Annotated in this window: 18 protein-coding genes and 1 pseudogene; 6 read left to right on the top strand and 13 right to left on the bottom strand. The window is 44.7% G+C overall.

The window, feature by feature from the left end; genetic code table 11:
- Positions 1-42: 42 nt before the first annotated feature.
- The 4 genes from H525_RS0112040 to H525_RS0112025 form a co-directional block, all read right to left on the bottom strand.
- Complete coding sequence (locus H525_RS0112040; protein WP_027416431.1) at positions 43-276, bottom strand: zinc ribbon domain-containing protein; 234 nt, start codon at positions 274-276, stop codon at positions 43-45.
- 85 nt (positions 277-361) lie between these two features.
- Positions 362-1,270: a ribonuclease Z gene (locus H525_RS0112035; protein WP_027416430.1), complete on the bottom strand. Its 909-nt coding sequence runs from the start codon at positions 1,268-1,270 to the stop codon at positions 362-364.
- A 19-nt stretch (positions 1,271-1,289) separates the two neighbouring features.
- The gene (locus H525_RS0112030; protein WP_027416429.1) at positions 1,290-3,104 is read right to left on the bottom strand and encodes an ABC transporter ATP-binding protein; all 1,815 of its coding nucleotides are present in this window, start codon (positions 3,102-3,104) and stop codon (positions 1,290-1,292) included.
- Positions 3,101-4,858 carry an ABC transporter transmembrane domain-containing protein gene (locus H525_RS0112025; protein WP_027416428.1) on the bottom strand — a complete coding sequence of 586 codons (1,758 nt, stop codon included), beginning with the start codon at positions 4,856-4,858 and terminating at the stop codon, positions 3,101-3,103. The genes H525_RS0112030 and H525_RS0112025 overlap by 4 nt, the downstream gene beginning before the upstream one ends.
- Before the next feature lie 433 nt (positions 4,859-5,291).
- Here H525_RS0112025 and H525_RS0112020 point away from each other — a divergent pair, with 433 nt between their 5' ends.
- Complete coding sequence (locus tag H525_RS0112020) at positions 5,292-6,353, top strand: permease (protein ID WP_027416427.1); 1,062 nt, start codon at positions 5,292-5,294, stop codon at positions 6,351-6,353.
- An 85-nt stretch (positions 6,354-6,438) separates the two neighbouring features.
- On the opposite strand, the gene H525_RS0112015 is transcribed toward H525_RS0112020, so the two are convergent.
- The 7 genes from H525_RS0112015 to H525_RS0111985 all read right to left on the bottom strand — a co-directional run bounded on the left by H525_RS0112015 (position 6,439) and on the right by H525_RS0111985 (position 12,955).
- Positions 6,439-8,013 carry a Na+/H+ antiporter NhaC family protein gene (locus H525_RS0112015; RefSeq protein WP_027416426.1) on the bottom strand — a complete coding sequence of 525 codons (1,575 nt, stop codon included), beginning with the start codon at positions 8,011-8,013 and terminating at the stop codon, positions 6,439-6,441.
- A 152-nt stretch (positions 8,014-8,165) separates the two neighbouring features.
- On the bottom strand, positions 8,166-9,224 hold the full coding sequence (locus H525_RS0112010; RefSeq protein WP_027416425.1) for a M20/M25/M40 family metallo-hydrolase: 1,059 nt from the start codon (positions 9,222-9,224) through the stop codon (positions 8,166-8,168).
- A gap of 379 nt (positions 9,225-9,603) precedes the next feature.
- Positions 9,604-10,434 carry an aldo/keto reductase gene (locus H525_RS0112005; protein ID WP_035100865.1) on the bottom strand — a complete coding sequence of 277 codons (831 nt, stop codon included), beginning with the start codon at positions 10,432-10,434 and terminating at the stop codon, positions 9,604-9,606.
- Positions 10,435-10,693: 259 nt separating this feature from the next.
- Positions 10,694-10,876 (bottom strand): hypothetical protein, encoded by a 183-nt coding sequence (locus H525_RS0112000; RefSeq protein ID WP_027416423.1) that lies wholly within the window; start codon positions 10,874-10,876, stop codon positions 10,694-10,696.
- A 14-nt stretch (positions 10,877-10,890) separates the two neighbouring features.
- The gene (locus H525_RS26355) at positions 10,891-11,025 is read right to left on the bottom strand and encodes a cyclic lactone autoinducer peptide (RefSeq protein ID WP_081413372.1); all 135 of its coding nucleotides are present in this window, start codon (positions 11,023-11,025) and stop codon (positions 10,891-10,893) included.
- A 6-nt stretch (positions 11,026-11,031) separates the two neighbouring features.
- Positions 11,032-11,655: an accessory gene regulator ArgB-like protein gene (locus tag H525_RS0111990; protein WP_027416422.1), complete on the bottom strand. Its 624-nt coding sequence runs from the start codon at positions 11,653-11,655 to the stop codon at positions 11,032-11,034.
- On the bottom strand, positions 11,648-12,955 hold the full coding sequence (locus H525_RS0111985; RefSeq protein ID WP_027416421.1) for a sensor histidine kinase: 1,308 nt from the start codon (positions 12,953-12,955) through the stop codon (positions 11,648-11,650). The genes H525_RS0111990 and H525_RS0111985 overlap by 8 nt, the downstream gene beginning before the upstream one ends.
- A 210-nt stretch (positions 12,956-13,165) precedes the next feature.
- Here H525_RS0111985 and H525_RS26350 point away from each other — a divergent pair, with 210 nt between their 5' ends.
- Positions 13,166-13,327, top strand: coding sequence for an aspartyl-phosphate phosphatase Spo0E family protein (locus H525_RS26350; protein WP_081413371.1), 162 nt, complete (start codon positions 13,166-13,168; stop codon positions 13,325-13,327).
- A gap of 159 nt (positions 13,328-13,486) precedes the next feature.
- Here H525_RS26350 and H525_RS0111970 read toward each other — a convergent pair whose 3' ends face one another.
- Positions 13,487-13,900, bottom strand: a complete 414-nt coding sequence (locus tag H525_RS0111970; RefSeq protein ID WP_027416420.1) for an Lrp/AsnC family transcriptional regulator — start codon at positions 13,898-13,900, stop codon at positions 13,487-13,489.
- A 112-nt stretch (positions 13,901-14,012) separates the two neighbouring features.
- Between H525_RS0111970 and H525_RS0111965 the strand changes: the two genes are divergently transcribed.
- From H525_RS0111965 to H525_RS23825, 4 genes are all read left to right on the top strand, one after another.
- Positions 14,013-14,765, top strand: coding sequence for an MBL fold metallo-hydrolase (locus H525_RS0111965; protein ID WP_027416419.1), 753 nt, complete (start codon positions 14,013-14,015; stop codon positions 14,763-14,765).
- A 295-nt stretch (positions 14,766-15,060) separates the two neighbouring features.
- Entirely contained in the window at positions 15,061-17,097 is a 2,037-nt protein-coding gene (gene ptsG / locus H525_RS0111960; RefSeq protein WP_027416418.1) for a glucose-specific PTS transporter subunit IIBC, read from the top strand.
- Positions 17,098-17,105: 8 nt separating this feature from the next.
- Entirely contained in the window at positions 17,106-17,345 is a 240-nt protein-coding gene (locus tag H525_RS27320; protein WP_027416312.1) for a hypothetical protein, read from the top strand.
- Positions 17,346-17,698: 353 nt separating this feature from the next.
- Entirely contained in the window at positions 17,699-17,989 is a 291-nt protein-coding gene (locus tag H525_RS23825; RefSeq protein WP_035100862.1) for a spore morphogenesis/germination protein YwcE, read from the top strand.
- 216 nt (positions 17,990-18,205) lie between these two features.
- Here the strand turns inward: H525_RS23825 and H525_RS29540 are convergent.
- Positions 18,206-18,352: pseudogene (locus H525_RS29540) on the bottom strand (IS91 family transposase); the annotation flags it as partial.

Genomic DNA, 18,352 nt, shown 5'->3' with positions numbered 1-18,352 from the left:
CGTACCACCAGGCTACCTCCACAGTTCCTGCGGTTGGTTAGCTTACGCTAACAGTCTCATACCTTCTCGCAAAATATTGATAGCGGCGTTCGCATCGCGGTCATGATGCGTCCCACACTCAGGACAGTCCCATTCACGCAGGTTCAGATTCTTTACGTCCTTGTTCCGGTATCCACATATTGAACATAGCTGACTGGATGGGAATGTCTTGTTGATGAGCGTTGCCTGTTCCACTGTAGGGTAGAGATGAAACTTGAATGCTTGGTGTCGTTTCATTGCTTTTCACCTCCTTCTATTGCTTATAGTTTACAAAATCGAAGAAGGAAAGAACAGTCGGACAACTCCCTATTTTTTGTCTCTATTATTCGAAATGTAAGCTCGTTGTCATTCTGTCTTCCCCCAGCTTCGTATTAGGGAAAATCGTTGTCGCTGCCCCCAGATAGTTTTCAGGATCGGCGAGGGACGGGCTGTAATGGGTCAGCCATAGTTCCTTTACTCCGCCCCTACTGGCAAGGGAAGCGGCTTCTGAAAAAAGCATGTGCTTATGTTCCTCGGCATTGGGCAGTTTCTCCTCCTCACCGTACATCCCTTCACAGATAAAAAGGTCGGCGTTCTCAATAAAACCGACGAGTTCTTCGATAGGACGGGTGTCCGTGCAGTAGCAAACCTTGATCCCTCTCCTGGGCGGGCCGAGAACCATATCCGGAGTCAGCAGCCGGTCTTCCACAGAGATTTCTTCCCCATTCTGCAGGCGTTTCCACAGAGATACAGGAATATCTAGCGTCCTGGCTTTTTCCGGATCGAACTTTCTTCCGCGCTTAATTTCGATACCGTAGGAAAGGCATGGAACGGTATGGAGAACAGGCAGCACATGCAGGACAACATCCGCCACTTTTAACGTGTCTGGCTCGTGTGGGGAAAGTTCTATTAAATGAAGCGGAAAAGGCAGCTTTGGGGCAATCACGGTTAACCCCTGCACAACCGCTTTAAGTCCCGGCGGTCCTATGATCAAGAGCGGTTCGGTTCGCCCCGCATTGCCGATAGATAACAGAAGGCCCGGCAATCCTACGACATGATCCGCGTGGTAATGCGTAAAACAGATCGCTTCGATGGATTTCATCCCCCACCCGAGCATTTGCAGCGTAATCTGCGTGCCCTCCCCACAATCAATTAGAATCATCTTGCCATTGAATTTCGCAAGCAGTGATGTTAGCCATCTATCCGGCAGCGGCTTTGTCCCGCCACAGCCTAACAAACAAACTTCAAGCATGTGTCTTCCTCTTTCCTGTTCATTTTACGTGAGATGCCGGCCCAACGGCATCTCTCTCTTCCCCTGTTCCCTGCTGGAGCAAATACATGCGATAATACAGCCCTCTCTTTGTTAGCAGTTCCTGGTGATTTCCGCGTTCCACGATCCGCCCCTTATGTAAAACCAGTATCAAATCCGCATCCTGGATCGTTGAAAGCCTGTGCGCAATCGCAATGGTCGTGCGGCCTTTTCGCATCTTTTGCAGCGCCTCCTGAATCGCTTCTTCCGTCTCCGTATCGACGCAGGCCGTCGCTTCATCAAGCACCAGTATTTTCGGATGGATCGCCATCGTCCGGGCAAAGGAAAGCAGCTGCCGCTGTCCGCTCGAAAAGGTTGCCCCCCACTCCCCAACCGGTTCCTTATACTTCCCGGGAAGCTTCTGGATAAACGAATCCGCCTGGACAAACCGCGCCGCTTCTTCCACTTCTTCGTCTGAAATATTCCTATTATGGAGGCGTATATTCGATGTGATATCCCCGCCGAATACAAACGGCTCCTGCAATACAAGCCCGATTTTCTTTCGAAGTTCCTCATTGGAATAGGCCTGCAGGGGAACGCCGTCAATCAGAATTTCCCCGCGGTCCACCGGATAAAAACGCATTTGCAAATTTACGATGGAACTTTTCCCGCTTCCCGTATGGCCAACCAGAGCGACGGTCTCTCCCGGCCGGGCCACAAACGATATATTTTTCAGGACATCGGTTTTGCCGTCATAAGAAAAACTTACATCATTAAATTCAATCAGACCTTCCTTTATAACCGGGTTGGCGTTCCCGTTCTGCCCGGGCGCCACTTGTTCTTCATCGAGCAGGGCAAAAACCCGTTCCGCTGACACAACGGCCTGCTGAAATTCGGTCAGGCGCATCATCATCGTGTTAATCGGTTCAAAGAATCGATCAAGATAGTTCACAAACGCATAGAGCACTCCGATCTCAACCGGGCTGCGAAACGACTGCATACCGAAGAACGCAAGAACCACATCTAGTGCGATAAGATACAGGAAATCCATTGCCGGACGCACCAGCACGCTGTTTAGCTTAATTTGTTTCAGGCCCGCTGTGTAATGTTCCATCGCGGTCTTATCAAATTTTTTACGAAACCGGCGTTCCTGCCGCATCGCCTGAATGATATGCATCCCCTGAAGTGATTCGTTCAGCTGCGCATTTAACTGGCCCAGTTTTTCACGCACCGTATGGAAAACAGGAGTACTAAAGTGCCTGTAGGCCCACATAAACCCCGTAATTAACGGGATAAAAGCCAGACACCATGCGGCTAAACGGACATCCAGGAGAAACATGGCCGCGAAGACGCCGATCAGCATGACAATGTTCTGAATAAAAGTGGACAGAACGCTGATATACAGTTGCTTAATCGCTTCCGTATCATTCGTAATTCTGGAGACGAGACTTCCATCCGGTGTTTGGTCAAAGAACGCCAGGCCCAGATTTTGCACCTTGCCGAATACATCCACACGAATGTGCTGAATCGTCCACAATGCAATTTTATTAAAACCGACAAGCTGATAATACATCAGCCCCACCGAAAGGAAATGAAGTAATAAATAAGTACTCCCGAGAAGAACGAGCGGTTGCCACGGAAAGAAGTGCGGTGTTACATAGTGGTCAATAAAAATCCGGATGAGAATCGGCCCGGCAACGTTGGCGCCTGTCGCCAGCACCAGAGCAATAAAGGCGATGATAAGCGGTTTCCTGTAGGGCTTCATGTAAGCAAAAAGCCTGCGGAGAACCTCTTTCTGTGATGTTTGGGAATGCTGTTCATTGTGCTTTCTGTTCATGATGATTCCACACCTCCCTCTGCCACGTCTGATTCTAATTGCTGGCGCCGGTACATGGCCTCATACCAGCCGTCGTTTTCCATCAACCTCTCATGGGTTCCCCGTTCCACAATTTTTCCTTCTTGAAGAACAAGAATGACACTTGCATGTTCAATCGCACTTAAACGGTGCGCAGAAATAAGCGTTGTTTTATTTTTGCGATTGTTTTGCAACGCATGTAAGATAGACGCTTCTGTCCTGGCATCCACCGCGGACAGTGCATCGTCCAATATCAAAATCTCCGGATTGATCAATACCGCGCGCGCAATGGAAATACGCTGCTTCTGGCCGCCGGAAAGCGTAACCCCGCGCTCTCCTACAAGGGTGCCGTACCCATCCGGAAAACCCGCAATATCTTCATCAATAGCTGCAATCTCTGCTGCCTTGCGAATCTCTTCCATCGTGGCGTCAGGCTTGCCAAACGCGATATTCTCCGCAATCGTAGCCGAAAATAGAAAGTGATCCTGCGGCACATACCCGATGGCACGTCGTAAAGCTTCCAGCTCCACACTATAAATCGAGACACCTCCAATCATAATATCACCGTCAGTCACATCGAACTCACGCAGCAGAAGGCGCAGCAACGTCGTTTTTCCGCTGCCGGTTTTCCCCACCACTCCAAGCGTACTGCCTGTGGGAAGGTCAAAATGAATATTCGTAAGAGCGGGGTACTCCGTTGCAGGGTAAGTAAAAAAATCAATATCATAAGCAACATCCCCGGCCGGCACAACACTATCCGCATCTTCCCTGCTCACAATCTGCGGTTCAATACCAAGTAGAGACGTAATCCGGTCATACGAGGCACGTCCGCGTTCCACAATATTAAATAGCCATCCGAAGGCAAGCATTGGCCAGATTAAATAGCCTAAATAAACGGTAAACGATGTTAATTGCCCGATAGTAAACGTACCGTGCACAACCTCGGCCGCCCCAAAAATAACCGCCAGCAGAAAAGAAATACCGACAAAAAAGGAAATGGTGGGGTCATAAAGCGAGTCTATTTTAGCGACCGTAATATTCTTTTCCACCACATCAGTCGAAAGCTCGGTAAAAGCTGCTTTTTCGGCTTCTTCCTGCCCAAAAGCCTTGATTACCCGTACACCCGATATATTTTCCTGCACACGGTGGTTTAAGTCGGAAAAAGCCGCCTGCGCTTTATGAAAACTTCTGTGCAGAAGTGTGCCGTAATAACTCGTGGCCCAAGCCATAAACGGCAGCGGAATCAGAACGATAAGCGTGAGCTTCCAATTGATAAAAGCCATCGAAAGAGTCACAAATGTACCGATAGTAAGGGAATCGACAAGCGTAAGAACACCCTCGCCAGCGGTACTTTCCACCGCTTGGATATCATTCGTAGCATGCGCCATTAAATCACCAATACGGTGTTGGTGGTAGAACTGCGGCGATAGCGTTGTAAAATGAGTGTATAATCGGTTGCGCAGCAGTTTTCCAAGGCGGAGAGAGGCACCAAAAATAAAAATGCGCCACACGTAGCGTAATCCATAAGCGAGCAGAGCTCCCGCCAATATAAGGCCTACCCACGTAAAAAGCCCCCCGGGTGTCAGTGACCGCTCCTTAATTCCATCGACGACTTTTCCCACGATATAAGGAGGCAGCAGATCAATAAGCGAAACAATCATAAGAAAAAGCACGCCCAGGCTGTAGCTTTTCTTTTCCTGCTTAAAAAACCACAGCAAATCCAGAAATATTCGCATGAACCATGTTCCTCCCTGATGCATCAATCGTGGATAGAAAAAACCATAGGCTTTACATCAGCGCTATGGTATCTTCCACATTATCATTTATTCGTTATATTTTAGTATATACGAGCTAAATTTTACAATGAATACTTGTCGGAACATCACAGGTGAATCTTGTGGCATTTCATTAATATTAAAAAAATTATTACATTGTGTTCTTTGCATCGTCTTCTTTGCATTGTCTACCAATACATTCTGCGCAACCGCTGCAATCTCCTTGTCATACATATAAGAAAGCGTTTACTGATATTCTGAAACATGATGAAATAAAGTAAGATACTATTATTTGATTGGTTCAGGTGATAAAATGTATGATGTTTGTATTTAGCAGTGTTATGCATAATGTTATGCATTTTAACACTGGAGCAGAAAGAAAGGAGGAAAAAATTTGCGTCAACAAAGCTTATCAACTTCCCGGTCATCCAATGACGGCAAGAAAGTGATTGTATTCATTTTACTGGCTGCCATCGGACTATTCTGGGCAAAGTGGCAGCCGTATTTTCTTAAAGTATTTATGGTAGCCGACAAGCATTCCCTCGGAAAGTCAATTCTTATCGGTTCGGGTTCGTCAATTCCAGCGCCTTCATGGGCAGCGGCTCTCGGGTATGCTGAAACCTACTTTCTCGCCATCTGGAAAGCTCTGCTTGTCGCCGTGATTGTCGCATCTCTCGTTCAAGTATTAGTTCCGCGCGATTGGATTGTCCGGGTACTTGGCAAAACGGGTTTTGCCGGAACGGTCGCCGGCGGTCTGCTGGCACTGCCCGGGATGATGTGTACCTGCTGCGCGGCACCTATTGTCATTGGTCTCCGTAAATGTAAGAGTTCAGTAGGCGCAGCGGTAGCATTCTGGTTTGGAAACACCGCCTTAAACCCGGCTGTATTAATTTTTATGTTTTTCGTGCTCGGCTGGAAATTCGTTGTGCTTCGTATTGTCATAGGAATTATTCTTGTGTTTGGCATCAGCTATGTGGCAAATCGAATTGCCGGTGGTGAAATGGTCGAGGAGCCGGTATTTGCACCGGCGGAGAAATTCAATCAAGAAGAGCAGGGAGGATGGATGAGCCGTTGGATTAAGGCTATCGGCAAGCTGCTCATTAGCATCGTTCCTGTCTATATTTTAAGTGTGCTTGTTCTTGGGTTTGCCCGCGCCTGGCTGTTTCCTGCCGGGTTAGCAGGAGTCCATTCCATCCTTCTCATTGTGGTACTGGCTGTTGCGGGAACGTTCTTTGTTATTCCGACAGCGGCGGAAATTCCGATCATCCAATCTCTGCTGGCCATCGGTATTGGCAGCGGTCCAGCGGCGGCGCTCCTGCTCACGCTTCCTGTTATAAGCCTGCCGTCTATCCTGATGGTGCGAAAATCTATTCCTGCTAATGTTCTTCTATTCTTACTCACAAGTGTATGTGCGCTCGGGATTTTATCCGGGCTGGCTGCCATGGTACTGTTCTAATAAAAAAAATTCAAACAAGGGGAGTCCTGCTCCCCGTAAAGGAATAACTCCGAAAAATAACCGGTTTCCATGCATCCTGCGAGGTTTATTTGATAAAGAAAGAAGCCATAGCGAATAGAACGGTTGAAATACCGGCAGCAGTTAGTGCGGGAACTAATTTTGTCCTCGCATAGCTGATAACAGGAAGGTCAAGAATGGTGCACAGGGTTACCGTATTATCGCTTAGCGGTGAGGCGAAGGCGCCGAATGTGCCGCTCGCGAAAACGGCCCCAATAATCAGAAAAATATTAGCTCCTGTTTGGTGGGCGAGTGAAATTCCCAGCGGCATCAATAGCCCCCACGTTCCCCACGAAGAACCAATAAAATAGGAGATAAGTGCCCCCAGTAGAAACAGCACAGGTGCAATAAAGAAGTGGGGGATCCACCCTTTTACATGTGCCGTCACATAATTAGAAAACCCAAGGTCATCCGCAACGGCCGAAACCGCCCAGATTAACGCTAGAAGCACAATCACCGACATAAGCTCGTTCCCGCCTTTTATAAAATGAGTCACCAGCTTGTCAATCGGAATTCGCTGAAACAAAAATAGCACCATTGACAAAATAAATGTGATAAACAGTGCTTCCAACATCACACCCAGCGCATCGCTGCGAAGAAAAGCATCAAAAAAACTTGTCGCCTTAAAGTGCCCGTCCCACCAACTTAAGAATAACGTTAACACTAACATGACACCCAGCGGTATGATTAGATTCCACGGGCGGATCGGTGCATCTTCCTCATATGCCCGGTAACATGAGGCAAGCCCTTCTTCCCCCTGTTTCGCATTGGGACTCGGTTCATCCACATTCTGTGTAGTGGACTTTGTTTTTTGAGCATTGTACGCATTTAATGCTTCCACTGTTGAAAATTCAACGTCGGCGCTTGCCGGCTGTAAATTTGGTGCCAGCGCACGCTTCTTGGGAACTGCTTTTGACGGAGCTGCCGCTTGGTCCTGGTCAGCTGCTGTTTCCTTGTCATCACGCTTAAAGAAAGTGTAAAACAAACCCAGTATAATAATCACAAAGGAAAAGAAGTTAAACGGAATGCTTTTAATGTATACATTGTACGCTCTCTCATGAATCCCGTTTTGCTTAAGGGACATATCAATAACAGACACCATGTATCCAACAAACGCGGTTGCCAGAGGAACTAACCCCACCACAGGATTCGATGTCACCTCAATGACAAAGCCCACCTTCTGTGAGGACATCTTTAATCTTTCTCTTAACGCTTTCATTATGGGAGCGATCGTTACAATACGAAAATCGGGATCACTGAATGTCACCATCGTTGAAACCCATGTAAGAATCATGGCACTTCGCTTGGTTTTAACTTTTTTGCTTACAAGATGAACGAATCCTTTAATACCTCCGGCCAGCTTAATCATGCTGATAATGCCTGCAAACGTATACAAAAAAAATATAATCCGAATATTGCTTGATTTGACGATATTAGCCTCAAGATAGTGCAGCATCGTTTTGATGCCCCCTAATAGATCGGGCGTTTTCAGGTAACAGCCAAGAATAAGCGCCACAAATAAACCAGGCTGTACTTGCTTGGTAATGATGGATACGGGAATAACAATTAAGAACGGAAGCAGAGAAACCCATGAACCGACCATAGAAACCCCTCTTTCTCCAATAGTTTTTGCTCTACATAGTATTGTTGGCAGCAGAGGAATTTATGTAATACATCCTTGAGGGAGCGCTTGGATGTGTACGTTTCAAATGCTTCCGTTCGACTAAAAATAATCGTTGACAAAAAAACCGCTGGTTAATCTTCCAGCGGGTTGAGACTCTCCGTACCGGTCAATTGCATAATCATGTCGGTTAAAAGTTCAATTTCTTTATCCATATCATCAAGGCTTGCTGTTTCAACGGGGGAATGCATGTACCTGAGGGGCAGGGAAACGAGCGCCACAGGAATCCCTTTCCCTGTCAGTCTCAAGCGATCCGCGTCCGTCCCCGTATTTCTTGGTGTTAACTCATATTGTAGATTCATGCTGAGTCTTTGGGCGCTTTGCTCCAGCAAACTGTTTATTTTCCAATTAATTGGCGCTCCCTTGGCCAGAACAGGGCCCCGGTCCAAATCAATCTCCCCATATTTGTTTTTGTTGACGCCGGGATAATCCGTCGCAAACGTTACATCCGCGGCGATGGCCATAGTCGGCTGAATCCCCGCGCCGGCAAAATAGGCACCTCCCATATTAGTTTCCTCGTTAACCGTACTCACCGCATAAACACCGACACGGGAACGGTTTTTCGCGGCATTTTTTAAAACTTCGGCTACGATAAACGATCCGGTTCGGTTATCCAGTCCTCGGCCGCTTATCCGGTTATTCATCAGGAACTCCACTTCTCTCTTATAGACGGCCAAGTCTCCAATTTGAACATATTCGGCGATTTCAGACTTACTTTTTGCCCCGCAGTCAATGTATAAGTCTGAAAACTCGAAGTCATCCTTTACTCCGCCATGGTGTTCAGCGTTCGCACCAATCACGCCCGTGATTCGCCTTTTGTATCCGAGGACTTCGACCTTCATCCCGATCGCCGGTTTGTGACTGATGCCTCCCACCTTATCCACGTAAAGAAAACCATCGTCATCGATTCTGTTGATCACAAAACCAATTTCATCACAGTGCCCTGCAAGCAGTACTTTAAATTCTGCATCCGGATTGATGATCCCTATGGCATTTCCAGCCGCATCGGTTTTTACAACATCCGCAAAACCATGGACATACTTCATCCATTTTTTCTGAATCTCCATCTCTAATCCTGAAGGGGACGGCGTTGATAATAAATCAGTAAGAAACTGCTTTGAAATTTCGTTCATACTTATCCTCCTTTTATTTATTTTTTAAAAAAATCATTTAAAAACGCATTCGTCTACACTCTTTGTCCATACGAATTTTTTTCTTATTACATACTTTACTATCATTTTACAATAAAAGAGATGATACCTTGCTTCTCTGCGCCTGCATATCTCACAGAGTTCCACCCATAGAAACAATGTAGAACTAATTGCGACAGTTGGTGTACGAGGTATTACCGGAATTTCACAAACGTATACCGTTACCTTTCAGGCCATCAATTTAAACATATCATCAGATACCCATTTGTACCGCGTAACCGCTGAAAACAGGACAAAAAATGCTCATTATACGCGAACGAAAACATCCCCTTACTGTGTAAACCAGGGGATGTTCGTTCTTTTAAAAATTAAAGTTATCCGGATCGGCTCCCACGCGTTTATTCTGGTTTAATCCGTCCAGTTTCTCCATATCATCGGGAGAGATTTCAAAGTTAAAAATATCCGCATTTTCAATAATTCGCTCTTCATGAACAGATTTAGGAATCGTCACCACTTGATTCTGCAAATCCCAGCGGAGCACAATTTGAGCCGGCGTCTTCTGATATTTTTCACCAAGTTCTATGACAACCGGATTTTGTAAAACTTCCCCCCGCATTAACGGGCTCCAGGCTTCGAGTTGAATGTGATTATCCTTGCAGAAATTGTGAAGCTCTTTTTGGGTTAAAAAAGGATGATATTCAACCTGGTTAACCATCGGAGTCATTTCACTATCCGCCATTACATCCTCTATGTGGTGAATTTGAAAATTGCTGACCCCAATTGCCCGGACAAAACCGTCTTTATATAACTTTTCGAGGGCCCTCCAGGTATCTTTATACTTTCCTTTTACCGCCCAGTGAATAAGGTAAAGATCGAGATACTCAAGATTCAACTTCTTTCGGCTTTGTTCAAAAGCCTGAAGTGTGGATTCATATCCCTGGTCAGCGTTCCAGACCTTGGTTGTAATAAAAAGCTCTTCGCGTGGTACTCCACTTTCCCTGACTGCCTTCCCTACGCCAACCTCGTTGTCATATAAGGCTGCCGTATCTATGCTCCGGTACCCTGCTTTAATCGCCGCTTTTACCGCCAGCTCCACTTCTTCCCCTTCTTTAGCTTTGTACACTCCGAGTCCAAACCATGGCATTTTAACACCGTTACGTAAAACCGTACAATCCGAAATATGGGCAATCATATGTATCCCTCCCATTCACCTTATTCCATTTGTTAACTAAATCCATACGTATAATACCATAAGGTTTTTGATTTGAAAATTGACCTTGTGTTTTGTGTGCTATTTCTGCCTGCTATTTGATTGACTCATAAACTCTCAACGGAGGGACATTCATTCATTTTTAAGCAAAGAAAAAACCCACTCCCGTTATCACAACCAGGGTGGGCTATTAATGTTTCCAATGTCTATCCGTATACTGCCTCATGGTAAAGCGAGAATCTCATAACCGATTGCTAGGCCACGGTTTTTTATTCTGCAGAATCCATTCAAAAAAAGTAAGTGGATCGTCAGCTTCTTTTTCATATTCACGGTAAGCGTCAATCCACTTGTCCACTTCCTCGGCTGGATACTGCACAATGAGCTTCTCCACTTCTTTAAGCATTTCTTTTGTGTCCTCATCCATTTCGTGCCCTCATATTATTTCTGTAATTCTTCCGGAATTTCCGGTTGGTACGCTACGAACCAGCTATTTGCGCTGACGTCCGTTAAAGCGACCAGATAGGCAAGTGACGCCACACATTTGAACGCTTTGCTTCTCAGTATTCTCCACATATTCTTTCACCTCCTTTTTAGAGTCAGCACATTTTCAATGATGGTGAACAGCTTATACCCTGCTGGTGTAACCAGAATGTACTGCCAGGTGATTCCCAGCATGGCGGCCCATACAATGTCATATACATAAATGTAGTGATAAGCGTTAATCACATATCCTGCTGCGAGGATGATAAGAAGAAAGAAATAAGAGAGATTTTTTGAGACTTTGATTCGCTTTGCAGTAAAGTTCCTTCCTTCCCATTTGCCTGGCACATATCGTGCCGTCACCACGCTTCCAAAGATAACGACAGCGATCGTAAAAAGAAGATGATGGCTCGCAAAAAATGGCAGCGTGTATGGGATCGATAGCGATAAGGCTGTAAAAGAAACCTGACTTATCGTTGCACATCTTACAAAAGTATGAGCATGAACTCCTCCGGTAATCATCCGGAGGGTCCCAAAAGCCAGAATCATTATATAAAGATAAAGCAGGATATGTAGGGCCCATCCGACAACAGTAACAAGAGTGACCTTGATCAGCGTATTCATGATGATCTGTAAGCCATAGGATAAGACGGCGGCAGAATGGGGGGTAGTCCCCTCTTCGACTAAAGTGGCTGCAATTGAATCAGCTACTCTTTTACTCAAATTGCATCTCCCCTTTTACCGGAAACCTGATCGTAAATACTGTTCCTTCAATTTCATTGCTCAATAAGGCAATACTTCCATTGTTCTTATTGACCAGTTCACTTACTATTGCCAGGCCAATTCCGGAATGGTTTGGCTTTGTTGAGAAACCATGATCAAATACTTTCTTCTGGATATCAGGAGGAATAACGGGCCGGTAGTTTTTTACCTTTATCTTTACATGGTCAATCTCCTGAAGGGTTTGAAGATGAATCTCGTCGGTAGGATAACCGGCGGCTTTTATCGCATCTGCCGCATTATCGAGCAGATTTCCGATAATCTGGTTCATTTCAATCATGTTGATATTTAATTCGGTTAATGTAGACATGATATCGAGTGAAATGGAGATTCCCTCTTCCTCAAATCGTGAAAGCTTTGCCTGAAGTAACGCGCTTAACCCGGGATTATCGGAGATAAGCACCTGATTAAGCGTTTTGATTTGGCCTACCAACTGTTCAATGTATTGAAGCATTCTTGAATAATCTCTTTGCTTTAGAAAAATGTAAAGGACCTGAATATGATTTGAAAAATCGTGGCGCTGGGCCCGGATGGTAGTGAACAAAGAAGTGACATCCCTGACATACTCTTTGTAAAAAGACAGTTCGGTTTCTCTTACTTGAGATTTAATAAACTCCCTCACCATCAGAACCGAGAAGATTTGAAAGGTAAAAATAAGTACGATACTCGGATTGGATTGTTCAAGTTTACCTGTTAAAAGTTCAGCCCCAATGATGGAAAGGGTATAGAAGGCTGTAAAAATTAAATAAGAATAGAAAGAGCCAAACAAACTTGTAGGAGGGTATATTTCTCCTTTAAAGATAGAAAAATTCCGTTTGCGAATAAAGTACAGAAACAAAGATAAAATGATTAAAATAGGCCAGACCGCTAACAGCCATAAAAAAGGGTGACTCTGCAGTTCTCCCAGAGTTTTATCGCTGATCGCCATCGCTGTATTCATTGCAGCCAGCTCTGTTATTTGTACCAGCAGAAGGGTAGAAACCGTGCAGACAAACAACCGCATAAAGGGAATTTTAAATACATACTTGATAGATATAACAAAGATTAAGAACTGAAGGACCAGTCTCACAGCGATATCTATATCAGCATCACGGAAGATGTCCACAAAGCAAGCAAGAAAAAGTGAACAAATGAAGCACTTTAACTTGTTTGCTGAAAGGTTGTATCCGGCCAGCGTAATGGTTAGTGCGATGATGAGACACATCTCCGGCACGGAATAAAAAATAAAAACAAAAATGCCCATGTTCTACCACTCCCCAATTAAATTAAACATTTTATGCCAAAATCCCTTCCTCATTTTTAAATTATTTATTATTTAATATCGCATAATTCGACATTATTAGATAATAGATTTTACGATCACTATGGTATAGTATCTATTGATAATGTCGTTACTTCTGTATATCATAGATATCTTTTGCTATCGCTCCAAAATTAAAATAAGGAGAAACATATGGGGGAGAAAGATGAAACTTTAAAGATTATAGAAGGATTAAGAAGGAAATTGAATAAGTTAGCAAGGGAGAGGCCGCTTACAGACCCGCAAATCATCCTGGTGAGCCAAAAACTGGACACCTTATTAAATGAGTATTATAAGCGGCAGAAAAACACTTGAAATAGACCGTATCCCATGCAAAAACGGTCTATTTCAAGTGTTTTTTAATGGATTTACGGGTTAATCGCTGTAAAATGAAGGATAATCCATTGAAAAATTCCAGTGTCTCGTTCGATTAACTTGCGAATTTCTATCACTCAGATACCCCCTTTTCACTACCTACTTTAATTTTCCAATTGACAAATTCACCCGATAGTTGCCGTATTTTAATATTTCATCCAGAAATAACGAAAGTTCATCCTGGCCGGAAACCGTAACTTTCAGCAAGTAGCATCCTTCCCCGCTTATCCGATTGGCTTCTACAACGGCTTCCTTTTCGGTAATAAACTGATGGAAAGCCGGATGATCCACTGTTTTCATAAATACGGTTACGAAGGCGGTCATAGCTTTTCCCAATTTTCTTTCATTCAATCTCAGTGTATATCCTTCTATGATACCCAGTTCTTCCATTCGGCGAATGCGGTTGGCCACAGCCTGTCCTGTTAAATGAACCTGTTCGCCAATCTCCCGCCACTGCAGCCGGGAATTCCCGCATAAGAGAGAAAGTATTTTGAAATCCGTTTGATCAATCATATCGCTTATTTTCCTTTCGCCATGAAAGTAAACATACCTGTATACATCCTCCGCGCAATACCGCCTCCTTTTATAATAAGGTCATAGTTGCCAACTATATGGAGGGATACGTATGAAAATTCAATTCATCCGTCATGCTACTATGATGATATGTACTGAGAATAAAAAAATAATCGTTGATCCTATGTTTAGCCCTGCAGGGACAATGTCCGCGATTCCTGACGTTCCTAACAAAGCCAACAATCCACTCGTCGATTTACCGTGTGAATTATCCAGGCTTACAGACATTGATGCCATTCTTATTACGCATACTCATCGTGATCATTTTGATGACCTGGCCGTTGAGTTGTTACCGAAAAACGTTCCATTATTTTGCCAGCCGGAAGATGCCGAAAAGATACATGGTGCAGGATTTCTTAACATTAAGCCGGTCCATCACTCCTATACGTGGGATGGGCTTACCATTTACCGGACAGGCGGACAGCACGGCACTGGAGAGATTGGACAAAAAATGGGGCCTGTATCGGGATTCGTACTCTGTTCCATTGGAGATTTGTCTCTGTATATTATCGGCGATTCCATCTGGTGCAATGAAGTCGAGCGAGCACTAAACATATACAGACCCCATGGAATCGTTTGCTTCGCCGGGGCGGCTCAGTTCAGCACCGGAGAGCCGATTACGATGACTGCACAGGATGTTCATCAAGTTTGCTTGCATGCCCCCCGGGCGAAAGTTTTTGCTGCCCATATGGACACATGGAATCACTGTTCCCTGTCCAGGCAGGAACTACGGGAATATATCCGGAACGCGTCCCTTACCCGGCAAGTATTCGTTCCGAATGATGGGGATTTGCTGCAGTTATAAACAAAGCATTCGTAAAACTGTAGTCAATATGCTGAAAACGTCAACACCCCTATCTTTCAACAAAAAAGTATTGCATCCATCGTACGAGCGTGATATTATTCAATCAGATGATGAATATGGTGTTGCAACCGCTCACATTTATCATGTGAAATCATAATTCAATATTTATGCGGTCTTTACGTGTTACTGATACGATCAGGCATGAGTGAAGGAAACAGCAGATGGAACCCGGGTTCTATCGCTTTCCTTTCGCTCATGCCTTTTTGCGTATAGCCGTGTAAAGGAGGAAAAGGTCATGTTTAAGAAGTTATTTGGCGTTCTCCAGCAAGTCGGTAAAGCACTTATGCTTCCTGTTGCCATTCTGCCCGCTGCCGGTATTTTGCTCGCGTTCGGTAATGCGCTGCAAAATCCCGCTCTTTTGGAAAGGCTTACATTTCTGAACAGCCATGGTGTTCAATTGGTTGCAAAAGTAATGGAGCAGTCCGGAAGCATCGTTTTCTCTAATCTAGCCGTGCTGTTTGCGGCAGGGGTAGCCGTCGGACTTGCCGGCGGTGACGGGGTTGCTGCTATCGCCGCACTCATTGGTTTCTTAATTATGAATACGACGATGGGTATTATCCTGAATGTTACGCCTGATCTCGTCGCCCATAATCAGGCATACGCAAATGTACTCGGAGTTAATACCCTGCAAACCGGGGTGTTCGGCGGAATTATCGTTGGTATTCTAGCCGCCTACATGTATAAAAAATACTACAACATTGAACTACCACAGTTCCTTGGTTTCTTTGCCGGAAAACGTTTTGTGCCTATTATTACCGCTGTATCCTCTTTAGTTCTCGGGATTTTAATGACTTTAATCTGGCCTCCGATTCAGAACGGATTAAACGCATTCTCCCATAATATGATCGACGCAAATCCAACGCTTGCAGCATTTATCTTTGGCTTAATTGAACGCTCATTAGTACCGTTTGGCCTTCACCATATTTTCTATGCGCCGTTCTGGTTTGAATTCGGTTCCTACACGAACAAAGCCGGACAAGTTATTCACGGTGACCAGGCTATCTTTTTCAACCAGGTTAAAGACGGCGTTAAATTAACGGCCGGTACATTTATGGTTGGTAAATTCCCGTTCATGATGTTCGGTCTTCCTGCTGCCGCACTTGCTATGTATCATGAAGCAAAACCTGAGAAAAAAGCACTTGTAGCCGGTATCTTTGCTTCTGCAGCATTAACTTCTTTCTTAACAGGCATCACCGAACCAATCGAGTTCACTTTCTTATTCGTGGCTCCGTTACTATTCGCGGTTCACGCTGTATTTGCCGGTCTCTCTTTTATGACCATGCAGCTGTTAAACGTTAAAATCGGGATGACGTTCTCAGGTGGTCTGATTGACTACATTCTGTTCGGTATCCTGCCTAACAGAACGCAATGGTGGCTGGTAATTCCTGTTGGCCTGGTTATTGCCGTCATTTACTACTTCGGTTTCCGTTTCGCTATCCGTAAATGGAACCTCAAAACCCCCGGACGTGAAGATGATGATGACACACAAGTTCAGGTAAATGTCGGTGGAAGTAAGCTTGCTATTGGCGTATTGGCCGGACTTGGCGGAAAAGAAAACATCGAACATTTAGATGCATGTATTACCCGCCTGCGTGTATCTGTACACGATATTAAAAAGGTTAATAAAGACGACCTCAAACGTCTGGGCGCAGCCGGTGTTCTTGAAGTCGGCAATAATATTCAGGCGATTTTCGGGCCTAAATCCGACCAATTAAAAGAACAAATCAAAGATGTAATTGCCGGAAAAGTTTCATCAGACGCAGTACAAGAGACTGCCGTTACGATAGAAGATGCTGCACCTTTGGCAATAACGGAAAATGATTATTTCGTATCGCCGCTCGATGGGAAAATCGTTGATTTGAAAGATGTTCCGGACCAGGTATTTTCCCAAAAAATGATGGGCGATGGCTTTGCGATTGAACCGTCTAATGGCGAAGTGGTATCCCCTGTAGATGGAACTGTGACAACGTTCTTCCCAACAAAACACGCGGTGGGCCTTCTTGCAGAGAATGGACGGGAAATCCTGGTTCATTTCGGTATCGACACCGTCAATCTTGAAGGTGAAGGCTTTGAAGCACTTGTTAAGCAGGGCACGAAGGTCAAAGCAGGACAGCCTCTCCTTCGCGTGGATTTAAACCAAATCAAAGGAAAAGTGCCTTCACTGGTAACCCCTATTGTCTTCACGAACTTAGCAGAAGGTGAAAAAGTATCCGTTACTGTGGGCTCACAGGTAAAACGCGGAGCTGAAAATGTTGTAAGTATTAAACGGTAAAATACGTAGTGAGAAAAACTCGCGGGCGTTGCCGCTCGTCCTTTTTCTGCAGGGAAGCGAAACGGCCGCTTAGTGACCGGAAGGTCGGACCGACAAAACATCCGGGTACCTCAATGATGGAGACAATTGTCGGTCTGATCGACCTTCCGGCCACACGCTCCACATCGAAAAAGCAACGTTCGGCACACTCCCGCGAGTTTTTCTCAGGTGACCCATGGAGGAAAGTATATGTTGCTTTAACACTGTAAAGCAACATATACTTTCTTTAAAGCTAGCCCACAGTAACGGGCTAGCTTTTTTAGTTAAGAAAGTTGCCGTTCAAGCCTAAAGTATCCTGTTGCCTTACCCCTCCAATTCTAAAAACTAGATTGTAGATTGATAATAGACCGATTTGCGTTATTAAAGTGTGAAATTGATCACACATTTGTATGCTTTGTTTGGCAAAACAATGAACAAAAATCTAATAATATGACAAAAAACTTAATTGTGTATATTTTGTGTAAAAAAGGTAAACTTTTTTGAATATTATGTCATCATATATTTACAACGAGAATAAGCTGTGGTATGGAAGTAGCGTTTCAGAAAAAGGAGGAAAATACTGATGGATATACTCCTCATCTTTATGGTATTTTCGAGTGTAACACCATGGTTTTTCTGGCGCTGGGGCTGGCAGTGGCTGGCCTTGCTGCAACTACCGTTTATTATGGGGATGTGGGGTTTCTTATTCGAGATGATAACATCAAACGGCACCCAACCGGAGGCTTTCTCGCTTTTATGGTTTTTGTTTTACGGGAATTTCGTATTGGCAGAACTGGCTGTAGTACTGGCCTGCCGACAATGGAATCAACGCACAAAAAGCCAGGAAACGGTAGATAAAGAAAAGGCAATGTAACATAGAAGGGTTAAGAAAAACCGGGCAAAAACCGCCCGGTCCTTTTTTGTTTAGAGAATATCCGATAGTCTGTACTTTATGCCATGTACTCCCTCATAATATTCCGGATACATTCGTCCACCACATTTTTCGCATGAAAACATCGGGGGAGTGGTTGGATCTCCATCGTCCATTAAGTCAAAGTCCCTTACAACACTTAAAGGAATTTCCTCTTTTTCATGACACGTTAAACAAACAAAGCTGACGCTCTGTTTCTTGGACTGGTTTAGATTTATGTTTTTCTTCTTTTTCTTCCCTTTTTGACGGGTTTTTGATACCGGTGAGATCGCTAATCACCCTTTCTAAATAAGCTCTTGTTATGGG

Origin of the sequence: Aneurinibacillus terranovensis DSM 18919, assembly GCF_000430625.1 — a bacterium.
Taxonomy (GTDB): Bacteria; Bacillota; Bacilli; order Aneurinibacillales; family Aneurinibacillaceae; genus Aneurinibacillus_B; species Aneurinibacillus_B terranovensis.
The sequence above is the reverse complement of the archived record's forward strand: the minus strand, read 5'-3'. Positions and strand labels throughout refer to the sequence as shown.

Excerpts from the sequence above, each read along its gene's own strand:
- H525_RS0112040 (WP_027416431.1), bottom strand. The coding sequence starts at position 276 with ATGAAACGACACCAAGCATTCAAGTTTCATCTCTACCCTACAGTGGAA.
- H525_RS0112035 (WP_027416430.1), bottom strand. The coding sequence starts at position 1,270 with ATGCTTGAAGTTTGTTTGTTAGGCTGTGGCGGGACAAAGCCGCTGCCG.
- H525_RS0112030 (WP_027416429.1), bottom strand. The coding sequence starts at position 3,104 with ATGAACAGAAAGCACAATGAACAGCATTCCCAAACATCACAGAAAGAG.
- H525_RS0112025 (WP_027416428.1), bottom strand. The coding sequence starts at position 4,858 with ATGCGAATATTTCTGGATTTGCTGTGGTTTTTTAAGCAGGAAAAGAAA.
- H525_RS0112015 (WP_027416426.1), bottom strand. The coding sequence starts at position 8,013 with ATGGTCGGTTCATGGGTTTCTCTGCTTCCGTTCTTAATTGTTATTCCC.
- H525_RS0112010 (WP_027416425.1), bottom strand. The coding sequence starts at position 9,224 with ATGAACGAAATTTCAAAGCAGTTTCTTACTGATTTATTATCAACGCCG.
- H525_RS0112005 (WP_035100865.1), bottom strand. The coding sequence starts at position 10,434 with ATGATTGCCCATATTTCGGATTGTACGGTTTTACGTAACGGTGTTAAA.
- H525_RS0112000 (WP_027416423.1), bottom strand. The coding sequence starts at position 10,876 with ATGGATGAGGACACAAAAGAAATGCTTAAAGAAGTGGAGAAGCTCATT.
- H525_RS26355 (WP_081413372.1), bottom strand. The coding sequence starts at position 11,025 with ATGTGGAGAATACTGAGAAGCAAAGCGTTCAAATGTGTGGCGTCACTT.
- H525_RS0111985 (WP_027416421.1), bottom strand. The coding sequence starts at position 12,955 with ATGGGCATTTTTGTTTTTATTTTTTATTCCGTGCCGGAGATGTGTCTC.
- H525_RS26350 (WP_081413371.1), top strand. The coding sequence starts at position 13,166 with ATGGGGGAGAAAGATGAAACTTTAAAGATTATAGAAGGATTAAGAAGG.
- H525_RS0111970 (WP_027416420.1), bottom strand. The coding sequence starts at position 13,900 with ATGATTGATCAAACGGATTTCAAAATACTTTCTCTCTTATGCGGGAAT.
- H525_RS0111965 (WP_027416419.1), top strand. The coding sequence starts at position 14,013 with ATGAAAATTCAATTCATCCGTCATGCTACTATGATGATATGTACTGAG.
- ptsG (WP_027416418.1), top strand. The coding sequence starts at position 15,061 with ATGTTTAAGAAGTTATTTGGCGTTCTCCAGCAAGTCGGTAAAGCACTT.
- H525_RS23825 (WP_035100862.1), top strand. The coding sequence starts at position 17,699 with ATGGATATACTCCTCATCTTTATGGTATTTTCGAGTGTAACACCATGG.